A 12252-nucleotide genomic window follows, 5' to 3' on the forward strand; every position below is an offset into this window, starting at 1 on the left:
CTATAGCCATAGCTCTATTTTTTTTATGTTATAAAGCTTGTATATAGCAAAATATATCTGTTTTTAATTACTAATTTTACCAGTGGTGAAATTTTCCCAACCTTCATTATCGGAATTGTAGTTGTTGAAGGCTGAAAATTTAGAATATACTAAAAATGCAGTTGGAATGAACTGCTAGTTTATAAGTTTGAGAGGAGCTGTAAGATGAAAAAGAGAAAAGCGATTGGATCAGTTGTACTCAGTTTAGCAATGGGAATGTCAATGTTTGCAACAGGGGCTTTTGGGCAGGCGCCAGATAGTAATGAAAACTATCGGGTATTAATCCAAGGACCAAATGCAGCAAAAGCTAAAGCCAAAGCCGATTTTGGAGTGCGCTGGGATTTTAATGAGGATGGCTTTACCACTACTGTTAATGGGCAACAATATTCAGCACTCTTAAAAAACAAGAATTTAAAAGTAGAAGAACTACAGCCAATAACTCTTCATTATCAAAATGAAGCAGCTGGTAAGCCAGGTGGCTCCACTGCATCAGGACCTAGTGATCAAACACCTTGGGGAATAGAAGCCATTTATAATAACCCTACTATTCAAACTACATCTGGTGGTGCGGGGGTAAAAGTAGCTGTTTTAGATACAGGGATAAATCTAAATCATAAGGATTTAACAGGAAGTACTGAACAGTGTAAAGACTTTACTGATATGAAAACATCACTTGTTGACGGAACATGTACAGATAAAAATGGTCATGGAACACATGTATCGGGTACCATATTAGCTAATGGAGGTTCCGATGGTAAGGGAATCTATGGAGTAGCTCCTGGAGCAAAATTATGGGCATATAAGGTTTTAAATGACAGAGGTTCAGGTTATTCAGATGATATTGCCAATGCTATTAAAATGGTAGCTGATGAAGCAGTGAGAACCAATTCACATGTGGTTATTTCAATGTCACTTGGGTCCTCAACAAAGAGCACACTAATTGAAGATGCAGTAAATTATGCATATGGCAAAGGTGTATTAGTAGTTGCGGCTGCAGGGAATGATGGACCTGGAGAAAATACAATTGGCTACCCTGGTGCATTAGTTAATGCGGTAGCAGTAGCAGCATTAGAAAATGTTCAAGAAAATGGTACTTACCGTGTAGCTGATTTCTCTTCTCGTGGAAGTTCAGCAACAGATGGAGATTATGTGATTCAAGAACGTGATGTAGAAATTTCCGCACCTGGTAGAGCGATTGAATCAACCTGGTATGACGGTAGCTATAATACAATTAGTGGTACATCAATGGCTACTCCACACGTTTCTGGATTAGCAGCAAAAATTTGGGCAGCTAATCCTTCTTGGAGCCATGCTCAGCTTCGAGCAGAACTTCAAAATCGTGCAAAAGCGAATGATATTAAAGGTGGAACCGGTGCAGCAACTGGAGATGATTATGCATCAGGCTTTGGATTTGCAAGAGTAAATTAAACTATTACTATAGGAAGCTCTCTGATCATTCAGGGAGCTTTTTAAACGGTAAATACTATTTTTTTCTTAGGAAAAAATAACTATTTTTCGAAATATTCAATTAATAAATACCATAACATGGTATTATTTAGTATAAAAAATAGTTATCGAAACGGTTGGTGAAGCAATGGAGTACGGCCCTCTAATAAAGTATTTTAGAACTCAAAAAGGGTTGACACAGAAGGAATTAGCCAAAGGGATTTGCTCAATTTCTCACTTGAGTAAAATTGAAAACAATGCAAAAGATGCCAACAAAGAAACGATTCACTTATTACTAGAAAGATTAGAGATAGATAAAAATGAAATTAGTGCAAAGGATGAGCGAATCAAAGGATTATTAAATTCGTTAAATGAGAAAATAAATTTTTTTCAAAAAAAGGAGGTTGATTTGGTTTTTAAAGAATTAGAGGAAATGGAAGATATTATCCCTTTTTCGACTTCATTATATCTTTATGAATTGAACAAGTATCGGTATTTTTTATTCAAAGGTGATATAAAAGTAGCCGAGCAACAAGAAAGCTTATTAAATAAACAACGTAAAAATTTTTCCCAACATGAGAGGTATTTATTTCAACATTATAATGCGGTATGTTTAATTATGAAGGGTCAATATAAAAAAGCAGATCAAGTTTTAGAATCATTGATGCCGTCTAATAGTTATGACTTTATTGCTGGCGAGTTTCTATACCATCGAGCTTTGATAAAGAGTTCACTGGAGGAGCCGGACCATGCGATATACTACGGTAAAAAGGCCTTGCAAACATTTATGAATGAGCATAATTTTATTAGGATTCTCCATAGTCTGATGTTGCTAGGTATTAATTATACCCATGCAAAGATTTATGATGAGGCTCTTGGATGTTTTCAACATTTAATGAGAAATGCAGAGCTGCTTAATGAATCACAGATTCTTCCTCACGTCTACCACAATATTGGTTTTTTAAAAGGGAAGATGAAAAATTACCATGACGCCTTATATTTTTACGGAAAGAGCCTAGAGCTCCAATCAACGGATAGTTCTCATTATCCAATGACTCTTTATTCCATAGGTGAAACGCATTATCTATTAAATCAAATAGATGAAGCGGTCAATACATTTGAAAAGGTGTTATCTTTTTCGAAACAAATTGCAACTAGGAAGTATATTTTGTTATCTACATATTATCTTAAAGCCATTCATTGCTATGAAGATTCTATTGAATATTTAGAGATGAAGGTCATTCCATTCCTAGAAGAAAGCAGTGAACATCCAGATACATTAAATCAATTCTATAGGCTGCTCTCATCTCACTATCGAAAAATAGCGAGGTATGAAAAAGCAGTAAAATATATAGAAAAAATTAGTTAAGGAGGATTTTAGTGTGAAAAAATTATGTTTTTCTTTACTAGTAATTGGAGCATTAGCCTTTGGAATGGTTGGCGGTACTACTAGTCAAACACTTTCAGCTACAGATGACACTACTCAAGTTGGTTTCCCAATCCAACCTCCAGTATAAATAAAATCAAAAAAGCACCCAGTTATGGGTGCTTTTTTGATTGAATTATAATTGGTGCCTGTTTGAATTCGGTTTTGAGAAGCATAGATTGGTAAGGTTCTGGTAATCCGCATGAGTAAATTTGTGCTGCTTTTATGTCTAATGCTAAGTCGGGATGATCCTGGAAAGATGCTATTTTTGTAATAATAGGTAATGAAATGTCTTTTTTTCTTTCATTAAGATATTGACGTCCAGTTTCCGTCATTCCTAATAATCGTAAGTAGGATGGTGCCAATTCATCAGATAACATTTCGATTTTTTTTGTATTAGTTAAAATATGTAAACAAGCTCGTTGTAACCTTGTCCATGTATATCGCTTTGTTTTCACTCTTTGCATAAATTCATGAAAGCTCACAGAATCGCGAGCCATATTTTTAAATCGATTTTCTAAACCTTCCTCAACTTCATAAATTTCACGTAATTCCTTAGAGGTAGATTGTAGTAATCGATATCTTAATAATGGCCAGTAATTTTCCCATTGATGAAAATTCCCGTATGTTTGAAAATACTTTAAAAGAAGTGTTTGAGTTGAACTAGGAATAAAACGATGTATATCCTGACTTGGTGAATTAGAAAATAAAGCCTTGCGGATACTAGTAGCACTTGCAATGGTTTCAGATGAAAAGTGTTCATCATGATATTCTGCATTTTTTCGTTTAATTGTAAATGGTTTAATAGGACTTTTTAGCTTATCTATAGCCTCTATATAATGGTAACCTAAGATATTATTTGGCTTTGATAGGTTAACCATATCTTCCTTCGGAGAAAGCTCAGTAAAAGCATGTTTTAAGGCGGTAGGGTAACTAATTCCATTTTTAATATTTTGACGGATGGATTGTTCATACTGATCTTTATTTGTTTCGATAAATGATCGAGTTTTAAAAAAAGTATCAATCACTCCATCCTCACTACCAAAACATAAACTTTCACATTGAAGGGCATTCAGTATGGATACAGAACCTAATGCAAAGGTTTCTGCTTTTTGAGTGGCAAATCGATAGGGCAATTCGATGACAATATCAATACCACCTAATAACGCCATTTCAGTGCGATACCACTTGTTAACAAGAGCGGGCTCGCCTCTTTGAAGGAAGTTTCCGCTCATAACTGCAATCACAACATCAGGTTTATCTTCCTGTTTAGCAGCTTCGATATGAAAAAAATGTCCGTTATGAAACGGATTGTATTCAACAATGACACCTAGTGCTTTCACATTAAACCTCCTAAAACATAAAAAATAAATAAGGAAAACTAGCTTTTAAGTAAAGAATCGGTTAATATTTGTTAGTAATGAATAAATTATAGTGTAAAGAAAAAATATTGACAAATATTTATTACAAAGCTATAATTACCTTTGTTGCCTTGGGGTGATTCAATTGAAATGGACATTAAATCAGTTACAAAAACACCGAAACAAGGAATTTCTAATTGATGAAACGGTTCAAATGGATGATATCAAAAAAGATAATCCAGAAATTCGTGATGTATCTCCAATCCACTTAACAGGACGTGGAGATATTAGTTCTACGAAAGTAACTTTTCATTTAACGATAAAAGGTTATTTAGTACTACCTTGTTCTCGAACTTTAGTTGATGTGAATTTACCAATTCATGTCGAAACAACCGAAACCTTTCTTTTGTTTGGTGCTGAATTTGAACCACATGAGGAAGTTCATCGTGTAACTGGGGATGTGATTGACTTATATCCAGTCATTCGTGAAATCCTTTTACTTGAAATTCCAATGCAAGTTTTCTGTGATGATGTTGTACCTGGAGAAAAAGGTGCTCCTCAATCAGGAAAGGATTGGGAAGTAATTAGCGAAGAGGACAAGCATAATAAAATTGATCCTCGCCTAGCAGGCCTTGCTAATTTTTTTGATAACAACAATTCTTCCGATTCATAGTCGGATGAAAAAACAACAAGAAGCAAAGTGAAGTCCCAGTTGCTACTGGCCTTCATACTTTCTTAATACACTCTTTAAGGAGGTGGGAAGAATGGCTGTACCTTTTAGAAGAACTTCTAAAACTGCGAAAAGAAAACGTCGTACCCATTTTAAATTAAATGTTCCAGGTATGGTAAGTTGCCCAAACTGTGGTGAAATGAAACTAGCTCACCGCGTATGTAAAGCTTGCGGAACATACAAAGGAAAAGAAGTTGTAAATAACTAATTTTTCCGTTCGGATACAAAGCACAAGGAGCTTAGCCCTTGTGCTTTTCCATTTTTATCAAACCATATATTGGACTTATTTACATCTGATTTTTAAATATAATCAATTTAATATGGTAGGTGTTGAGATTTGAAGCCTTATCTGATAGAAGAAGAAAATAAGATCTTACGATTTACTATCAATCGTGAAGAACAACGAAATGCCATTAATTTTGAAATAATGGAAGGTTTAGAAAAGGTATTAGAATTAGGTGAAAAAGGGGCATGTAAAGCGCTCATTGTCACCGGTGCGGGAAATAATGCCTTTTGTTCAGGTGGAGACCTATCTGTTTTTCATGACTTAAAAACAGAGGAAGAGGCCTATCATATGCTATCTAAAATGGCTGAAATCCTCTATCGCTTACTAACATTTCCAAAGCCTACTATTGCTATAATGAATGGACCAGCAGTTGGTGGAGGCTGTGAATTAGCAACTGCCTGTGATTTCAGGATTGCACGTAGAGGAATAAAGGCGGGGTTTATTCAAGGGAAACTTGCGATCACCACTGGATGGGGCGGAGGTTCTATGCTTTTAGAAAAAATGGAAATGGCAAACGCCATGAAATTATTAATGACAGCCGAGGTATATGAAGTAGATAAATTAAAAGATATGGGATTTATTCATCAAATATATGATGAGGATGGATGGGAAGCCGTTCAGGTGTTTTTAGAAAAAATCGTTAAGCTTGAGAGTGAAGTTCTTTCAGCTTATAAGAAGCTTTTGATAGGTAAATGGGAGAGCAATCAATTACATAGAAGAATATTTGATGAAGTTCGAAGTTGTGCTAAGCTTTGGGAGTCAGAAACTCATCATTTACAAGTCAATAGATTCTTAACAAAAGATGGAAAAAACAAATAATTCTATATAGAGTATAGAAGATACCAGTCTATCTTTTCTAGTAAGTGCATATGTATGAGTATAAATGTACTCTAGGAGGGATTTACTTATGTCTTCAACGCGACAAGATGCTTGGAATCAAGATGAAGATTTATATTTAGCAGAAGTTGTTCTTAGGCATATTCGAGAAGGAAGTACCCAGCTTCTAGCTTTTGAAGAAGTAGGCAAGCAATTATCGAGAACATCGGCTGCATGTGGCTTTCGCTGGAATTCCTTTGTTAGAAAACAATATAAATCTGGAATTGAGTTAGCAAAAAAACAAAGGAAAGAATTGAAAAAACAGATATCAGATGGAAGTAGTCCACAAACAGAAACACATATTTTAGGAAGTGCAGATGACAATAAAGCTGCAAATCTTGATTTAACTTTTCAACAAGTACTCGATTATTTGACGGTATTAAATAATAAAGCAGGTTCTGCTTTATCAGACCAAGAGGAAAAGCAGAAACTTTTAGAAAAAATAAATGATCTTGAGAAAAAGATATATTATTTAGCTGCAGAAAATGAAAAGCTAACTCTTGAGTTACAAACAATAGAAAAAGATTATCGTTCCTTAATTGAAATAATGGAGCGCGCTAGAAAAATGGTGGTACTGCAGGAAGAGGATCGTCATCCTAAGGTGAAATTCCAAATGGATAAAAACGGTAATCTTGAAAGAGTTGAAAAATAAAAAAAGGGTCTGTTTTTAGACCCTTTTTTCGTTGATTGAAAAATACTTTATTAAGATTGTTTTGATTCCCAAACGAGTGGATTTTCACCTAAGTCACGTTGCATATCATAGTGTACGGAAGTAAAACCCTGTTTCTCCCAAAACTCATTAGACTTAACCCTTGGATTAGTTTTGATAGGGAGCCCAAAGCTTTTCGCAAAATCCACTAAAGCTGTTCCGTAACCTCTCCCTTGGTAATCTGGTAAAACTTCTAATTTCCAAAGTTCCAAATAGTCCTGTGGAGGGCTAAAATATCTGTCAAAGCGTGCTTCTACCTGGTATAAACTCATTCGTGCCACTAGTTTATTTCCAAAATAAATACCATAAAATGGTGAATCACTATCATTCTCAATAATATTAGCTTCTAAATCTTCGAGCATAGATAATTCTTGAAGACCGTATTCTTTAAATCGTTTAAATTCCTCTAATGTTTTATAATTTACTTTTAATTTCTTAACTTCTAAAGGCATTTATTTTCCTCCTTTGCTAGGTCATCATTAAGTGTATATGATGGGAATATGATAAATAGAATGATACTAAAATTTTCGAATATTAGTATACAAGAAAAAAATAAATATTGTTAGAAAATTGTTTAGACTTCCTCATTATAATACAAGAACGCCAAAAATTCTGCATTTATTTTTGGAAGCGTTTTCGTTTTAAGCAGGAAAATGTGAAAACTTTGTAGAATTTCTATTATTTAAGGGAGAAATATTTTAATCCCATAGGGTATTTAAGGAAAGGGGCATAAAATGCAAAAAATCTTAATCGCAAATCGTGGAGAAATTGCCTTACGTATTATAAAAACCTGTAAAGAAATGGGTATAGAAACCATTGCTGTTTATTCCGATGCCGATGTAGATATGCCTTTTGTAAAAGAAGCGACAAAAGCTATAAGAATTGGTGAACCGCCAGTAAGCAAGTCATACCTACTAGCAAATGTTATTTTGGAAATAGCTAAACAAGAGGGTGTGGATGCCATACATCCTGGATATGGATTTCTTTCGGAAAATGCGGCATTTGCAAAACAGGTAGAGGCTGAAGGAATAATATTTATTGGACCTTCTGCGGAAATAATCGAACTCATGGGTGATAAAATTATATCTAGAAAAACAATGAGTAAAGCGGGGGTACCTGTCGTTCCTGGTAGTAGTATCGGTGTCGTAAATGAGGATGAGGCATGTGAACTTGCGAAGAAAATCGGGTTTCCAGTTATGCTAAAAGCCTCTGGCGGTGGCGGTGGAATTGGTATGGTCCGTTGTGAAGATGAGCAAGCGCTCGTTAAATCATTCGCATCCACTAAAGCAAGAGCCAAATCTTATTTTGGTTCGGACGAGGTATTTGTAGAAAAATGTATTGAGAATGCCCGTCATATAGAAGTTCAGGTGTTTGGCGATCAGTTTGGCAATATTGTGCATTTGTTTGAAAGGGATTGTTCTGTTCAAAGACGAAATCAGAAGGTCATAGAAGAATCACCTTCACCATACCTATCTGATGAAACTAGGGGAAAAATGTATGAAACGGCCATACTTGCCGCAAAATCGGTTAATTATGTTAATGCAGGAACCATTGAATTTATAGTGGATGAGCAAGAAAATTTTTATTTTTTAGAAATGAATACAAGACTTCAAGTTGAACATCCAGTAACAGAGAAAATAACAGGTCAGGATTTAGTGAAATGGCAAATTCTTATAGCTAGAGGAGAGAGATTGCCTTTATTACAGTCAGAGATAACACAAAAAGGTCACGCGATAGAATTTCGTCTTTATGCTGAAGACCCTGTAACATTTTTGCCTTCTCCAGGAAAAATCGTAAAACTAGAGTGGCCAACTTTAGATGGGTCTCGGGTAGATTATGGGTATGAAAGCGGTCATACGGTTTCACCATTCTATGACCCAATGATAGCTAAATGTATCTTTTATGCAGAAAATCGTAGTGAAGTTCTTGATCTAGCAGAAAATTTCTTTGTGGAATTCGAGGTTGAGGGTATTAAAACGAATGCACCATTATTTCTTAATGTACTAAAAAATGAAGAATTCTTAACAGGTAATTACACAACAGCGATTTTAACCAAAAAAGATATTCAAATAAATAAGAGTTAATTTAACCATATAGGGGGACAAAAAAATGAAAGAAATTACAGCATCTATGGCAGGGACAGTTTTTAACATCCTTATTTCTCAAGGGGAAGAAATCCAATTAGGTCAGCAAGTATTGGTATTAGAGTCTATGAAAATGGAAATTCCAGTGGAGAGTCAATTTTCTGGGAAAGTAGTAGAATTAAAAGTCAATATTGGTGATTTTGTCAATGAGGGTGACGTTTTACTAGTCCTTGAATAAGGCAAGAGATTATCTTTTTTTGTTTAAGTGTAACACGAACGGGGGGAAAAGTATGACAACTAAAACACCGAATGATGTTTTATATGAAAGAAGGCAAGAAATCGAAGCGGGTGGTCATCCGAAATATCATGAAAAACTAAAAGAGCAAAATAAATTATTTGTACGTGACCGATTAACTAGGTTATTTGATAACGGAGAATACGAAGAAGATGGAATGTTTGCAAATTATTCAGCTGGGGATCTTCCAGCAGACGGTGTCGTAACGGCAATTGGAAAGGTAAACGGACAGACTGTTTGCGTTATGGCGAATGATTCAACCATTAAGGCGGGTTCTTGGGGTGCTCGAACTGTGGAGAAAATTATTCGTATTCAAGAAGTAGCTGAAAAATTAAAAGTTCCAATTCTTTATTTAGTAGATTCAGCAGGGGCGAGAATAACAGATCAACTCGAAATGTTTCCTAATCGACGTGGTGCAGGGAAGATATTCTATAATCAGGTAAAGCTTTCTGGTATGGTTCCACAAGTTTGTATTTTATTTGGGCCATCCGCAGCTGGTGGGGCTTATATTCCTGCTTTTTGTGATATTGTCATTATGGTCGATAAAAATGCTTCCATGTATCTAGGTTCCCCAAGGATGGCTGAAAAGGTTATTGGTGAAAAGGTTACCCTAGAGGAAATGGGTGGAGCTAGAATGCACTGCACCATTAGTGGTTGTGGAGATGAATTAGCTCAAAGTGAAGAAGAGGCAATTGAATCTGCTAGAAAATATTTAAGTTATTTTCCGGCAAGTTTCAAAGAAAGATCTGTTAAACTTCCAGGTATTTCTCCAAAGCAAGGAAGAAAACTAGAGGAAATTATTCCTGAAAATCAAAATGCTCCTTTTGACATGTATGAGTGTATTGAGACATTAATAGATGAAGGAAGCTTCTACGAAATAAAGAAACTATTTGCGCCAGAAATTATTACTGGTTTTGCAAGAATAGATGGAAGAGTTATGGGTGTTGTAGCTAACCAGCCAAAGGCAAAAGGTGGAGTATTGTTTGTGGATTCAGCTGATAAAGCAGCAAAGTTTATTACGCTTTGTGACGCCTTCCATATTCCGTTGCTATTCCTAGCTGATGTACCTGGATTTATGATTGGTACAAAGGTAGAAAGAGCTGGAATTATACGTCATGGTGCAAAGCTTATTGCAGCTATGAGTTCCGCAACAGTTCCTAAAATTTCTGTTGTAGTTAGAAAAGCTTATGGTGCAGGATTATATGCAATGGCTGGCCCAGCTTTCGAACCTGACTGTTGCATAGCTTTACCAACAGCGCAAATTGCTGTTATGGGACCGGAGGCAGCAGTGAATGCTGTTTATTCAAATAAAATAAACGAGATAAGCGATCCGAAAGAAAGATTAGCTTTCGTCCAAGAAAAGCATCAGGAATACAAAGAGCATATCGATATTTATAAATTGGCTTCAGAATTAATTGTAGATGAAATAGTTGCTCCTTCTGAATTAAGAAATGTATTAATTAATCGCTTTGAATTGTATTCTTCAAAAGAAATGATTTTTAGTGAGAGAAAACATCCAGTCTATCCAGTATAAATAATCATAAGAGAATTCCCAATGATACAGGGAATTCTCTTTTTTTATATAAAAAATGTTGAATTGTCATCTTTTTTTGTTATCATCCTAAATTTAAGCTTGAATCCATACAAAGTCCTAGCATTTTTGGTAAAATATTGACAAAGGATGATAGAATAGAGGGATTGGAATGAAGATAGGAATTATTGGCGGTGGCTCAATAGGGTTATTATATGCCTATTATTTAAGTAACCTATTTGAAGTTACCTTATATACGAATACAAAAGATCAAGCTGACACTATTAATTCCAACGGAATACAACTATTTAACAATGGTATTGTAAAACAGGCTAAAGTTAAGTCTTTTTGTGTTGAAAATTGGACTGGAGAAGATGAATGGACCATCATAGCAGTCAAACAATATCATTTGGAGTTTTTGCTTAATAAATTAATGAAGGTTAAACCGTTAAAGCCTATTAATTTTTTATTCCTTCAAAATGGAATGGGACATTTAAAATATTTAGAGAAACTTGATGTCAACTCAATCCTTGTTGGTTCCATTGACCATGGAGCGTATAAAATTAATTCCTACTCGGTGGAGCATAATGGAATAGGTCAAACGAAAGTAGCGATATATAAGGGTGAGTTCAGCCTCCCTTCCTCTATTTTTTCGATTCCTCATTTCCCATTTGTGAAGGAAGAAAATTATTATAATATGTTACTTAAAAAGCTTGTTGCTAATGCTATTATTAATCCCTTGACCGCACTGTTGAAAATTCCAAATGGAGAAATCATTCAAAATGAGTATTATTTTCAAAATGCTATTAGCTTATTTAATGAAATTAAAGAAATATTAAATATAGATAATGCAGATCAGTATTTCCAACAGGTAATAAATATTTGTCAAAATACATCCACGAACCGATCTTCCATGCTAAAAGATATAGAAGCTCATCGACCTACCGAAATTGATGCGATTGTTGGGTATATTTTAGACCAAGCAGCTTTGAATCAAAAAGAAGCACCTATCTGTCAAACATTGTATCGGTTTATTAAAGGGATTGAGGGATAGGGGAGAATTTATGACGAATATAATTTCATCTATTTTAGCTGTTTTTATTACGATTCCAATCTTAGCTTATTTTGTGATTTTTATCTTAAGTAAACAATTCACAAAGAATCATCGTAAATCCGTACATTTTGCTTCAGATGGAAGTACTATTTTCTTTATTTTATCTGTTCATTTTTTAATTTTATCCATTTGGGAAAAATCTTTTTTATGGGTTATTTTTATTTTTTTAATGTCATGTGCTATGATTTTTGTAATTATGAACTGGAAGATAAAAGGTGAAATTGTTTTTAGAAGAATTTTTAAAGGATTTTGGAGATTTAGCTTTCTAATCTTTTTATTTGCTTACTTTGGTTTGATGATTTATGGTGTGATTCAGAAGGTAAATTCTTATTTATAAGCAAAGTTTTTTTAAGTT

14 protein-coding genes are annotated in these 12252 nt (G+C 34.6%); 12 read left to right on the top strand and 2 right to left on the bottom strand.

Annotation, left to right across the window (positions count from 1 at the left end; translation table 11 throughout):
- Window positions 1-204: 204 nt before the first annotated feature.
- From ACSBPO_RS07265 to ACSBPO_RS07275, 3 genes are all read left to right on the top strand, one after another.
- Entirely contained in the window at window positions 205-1467 is a 1263-nt protein-coding gene (locus tag ACSBPO_RS07265; RefSeq protein ID WP_442599387.1) for a S8 family peptidase, read from the top strand.
- 166 nt (window positions 1468-1633) lie between these two features.
- Window positions 1634-2854 (top strand): tetratricopeptide repeat protein, encoded by a 1221-nt coding sequence (locus ACSBPO_RS07270; protein ID WP_442599388.1) that lies wholly within the window; start codon window positions 1634-1636, stop codon window positions 2852-2854.
- Between the two features lie 13 nt (window positions 2855-2867).
- Window positions 2868-3002: a hypothetical protein gene (locus tag ACSBPO_RS07275; RefSeq protein WP_442599389.1), complete on the top strand. Its 135-nt coding sequence runs from the start codon at window positions 2868-2870 to the stop codon at window positions 3000-3002.
- Window positions 3003-3024: 22 nt separating this feature from the next.
- Here ACSBPO_RS07275 and ACSBPO_RS07280 read toward each other — a convergent pair whose 3' ends face one another.
- The gene (locus tag ACSBPO_RS07280) at window positions 3025-4254 is read right to left on the bottom strand and encodes a nucleotidyltransferase (protein WP_442599390.1); all 1230 of its coding nucleotides are present in this window, start codon (window positions 4252-4254) and stop codon (window positions 3025-3027) included.
- A gap of 163 nt (window positions 4255-4417) precedes the next feature.
- Between ACSBPO_RS07280 and ACSBPO_RS07285 the strand changes: the two genes are divergently transcribed.
- The 4 genes from ACSBPO_RS07285 (at window position 4418) to ACSBPO_RS07300 (ending at window position 6816) form a co-directional block, all read left to right on the top strand.
- A complete protein-coding gene (locus tag ACSBPO_RS07285) occupies window positions 4418-4945 on the top strand; it encodes a YceD family protein (RefSeq protein ID WP_442599391.1) in 528 nt (175 codons plus the stop codon).
- A gap of 91 nt (window positions 4946-5036) precedes the next feature.
- Window positions 5037-5210 carry a 50S ribosomal protein L32 gene (rpmF, locus tag ACSBPO_RS07290; RefSeq protein WP_377875980.1) on the top strand — a complete coding sequence of 58 codons (174 nt, stop codon included), beginning with the start codon at window positions 5037-5039 and terminating at the stop codon, window positions 5208-5210.
- Window positions 5211-5339: 129 nt separating this feature from the next.
- Entirely contained in the window at window positions 5340-6107 is a 768-nt protein-coding gene (locus ACSBPO_RS07295) for an enoyl-CoA hydratase/isomerase family protein (RefSeq protein WP_442599392.1), read from the top strand.
- Between the two features lie 88 nt (window positions 6108-6195).
- Window positions 6196-6816, top strand: coding sequence for an RsfA family transcriptional regulator (locus tag ACSBPO_RS07300; RefSeq protein ID WP_442599393.1), 621 nt, complete (start codon window positions 6196-6198; stop codon window positions 6814-6816).
- A 50-nt stretch (window positions 6817-6866) separates the two neighbouring features.
- On the opposite strand, the gene ACSBPO_RS07305 is transcribed toward ACSBPO_RS07300, so the two are convergent.
- The gene (locus ACSBPO_RS07305; protein WP_442599394.1) at window positions 6867-7325 is read right to left on the bottom strand and encodes an N-acetyltransferase; all 459 of its coding nucleotides are present in this window, start codon (window positions 7323-7325) and stop codon (window positions 6867-6869) included.
- Between the two features lie 282 nt (window positions 7326-7607).
- Here ACSBPO_RS07305 and ACSBPO_RS07310 point away from each other — a divergent pair, with 282 nt between their 5' ends.
- The 5 genes from ACSBPO_RS07310 (at window position 7608) to ACSBPO_RS07330 (ending at window position 12234) form a co-directional block, all read left to right on the top strand.
- Entirely contained in the window at window positions 7608-8957 is a 1350-nt protein-coding gene (locus ACSBPO_RS07310; RefSeq protein WP_442599395.1) for an acetyl-CoA carboxylase biotin carboxylase subunit, read from the top strand.
- Window positions 8958-8982: 25 nt separating this feature from the next.
- Window positions 8983-9195 carry an acetyl-CoA carboxylase biotin carboxyl carrier protein subunit gene (locus ACSBPO_RS07315; protein ID WP_442599396.1) on the top strand — a complete coding sequence of 71 codons (213 nt, stop codon included), beginning with the start codon at window positions 8983-8985 and terminating at the stop codon, window positions 9193-9195.
- 52 nt (window positions 9196-9247) lie between these two features.
- Window positions 9248-10786 (top strand): acyl-CoA carboxylase subunit beta, encoded by a 1539-nt coding sequence (locus ACSBPO_RS07320; RefSeq protein WP_442599397.1) that lies wholly within the window; start codon window positions 9248-9250, stop codon window positions 10784-10786.
- A 169-nt stretch (window positions 10787-10955) separates the two neighbouring features.
- Window positions 10956-11837: a 2-dehydropantoate 2-reductase gene (locus tag ACSBPO_RS07325; protein WP_442599398.1), complete on the top strand. Its 882-nt coding sequence runs from the start codon at window positions 10956-10958 to the stop codon at window positions 11835-11837.
- 10 nt (window positions 11838-11847) lie between these two features.
- On the top strand, window positions 11848-12234 hold the full coding sequence (locus tag ACSBPO_RS07330) for a DUF3397 domain-containing protein (RefSeq protein ID WP_442599399.1): 387 nt from the start codon (window positions 11848-11850) through the stop codon (window positions 12232-12234).
- Window positions 12235-12252: the final 18 nt, after the last annotated feature.

It is taken from the genome of Neobacillus sp. D3-1R (assembly GCF_052180215.1).
Taxonomy (GTDB): Bacteria; Bacillota; Bacilli; order Bacillales; family Cytobacillaceae; genus Pseudoneobacillus.

What these genes read in the sequence shown, in the direction of transcription:
- ACSBPO_RS07265 (WP_442599387.1), top strand. Translation starts at nt 205, where the DNA reads ATGAAAAAGAGAAAAGCGATTGGATCAGTTGTACTCAGTTTAGCAATG.
- ACSBPO_RS07270 (WP_442599388.1), top strand. Translation starts at nt 1,634, where the DNA reads ATGGAGTACGGCCCTCTAATAAAGTATTTTAGAACTCAAAAAGGGTTG.
- rpmF (WP_377875980.1), top strand. Translation starts at nt 5,037, where the DNA reads ATGGCTGTACCTTTTAGAAGAACTTCTAAAACTGCGAAAAGAAAACGT.
- ACSBPO_RS07300 (WP_442599393.1), top strand. Translation starts at nt 6,196, where the DNA reads ATGTCTTCAACGCGACAAGATGCTTGGAATCAAGATGAAGATTTATAT.
- ACSBPO_RS07305 (WP_442599394.1), bottom strand. Translation starts at nt 7,325, where the DNA reads ATGCCTTTAGAAGTTAAGAAATTAAAAGTAAATTATAAAACATTAGAG.
- ACSBPO_RS07310 (WP_442599395.1), top strand. Translation starts at nt 7,608, where the DNA reads ATGCAAAAAATCTTAATCGCAAATCGTGGAGAAATTGCCTTACGTATT.
- ACSBPO_RS07315 (WP_442599396.1), top strand. Translation starts at nt 8,983, where the DNA reads ATGAAAGAAATTACAGCATCTATGGCAGGGACAGTTTTTAACATCCTT.
- ACSBPO_RS07320 (WP_442599397.1), top strand. Translation starts at nt 9,248, where the DNA reads ATGACAACTAAAACACCGAATGATGTTTTATATGAAAGAAGGCAAGAA.
- ACSBPO_RS07325 (WP_442599398.1), top strand. Translation starts at nt 10,956, where the DNA reads ATGAAGATAGGAATTATTGGCGGTGGCTCAATAGGGTTATTATATGCC.
- ACSBPO_RS07330 (WP_442599399.1), top strand. Translation starts at nt 11,848, where the DNA reads ATGACGAATATAATTTCATCTATTTTAGCTGTTTTTATTACGATTCCA.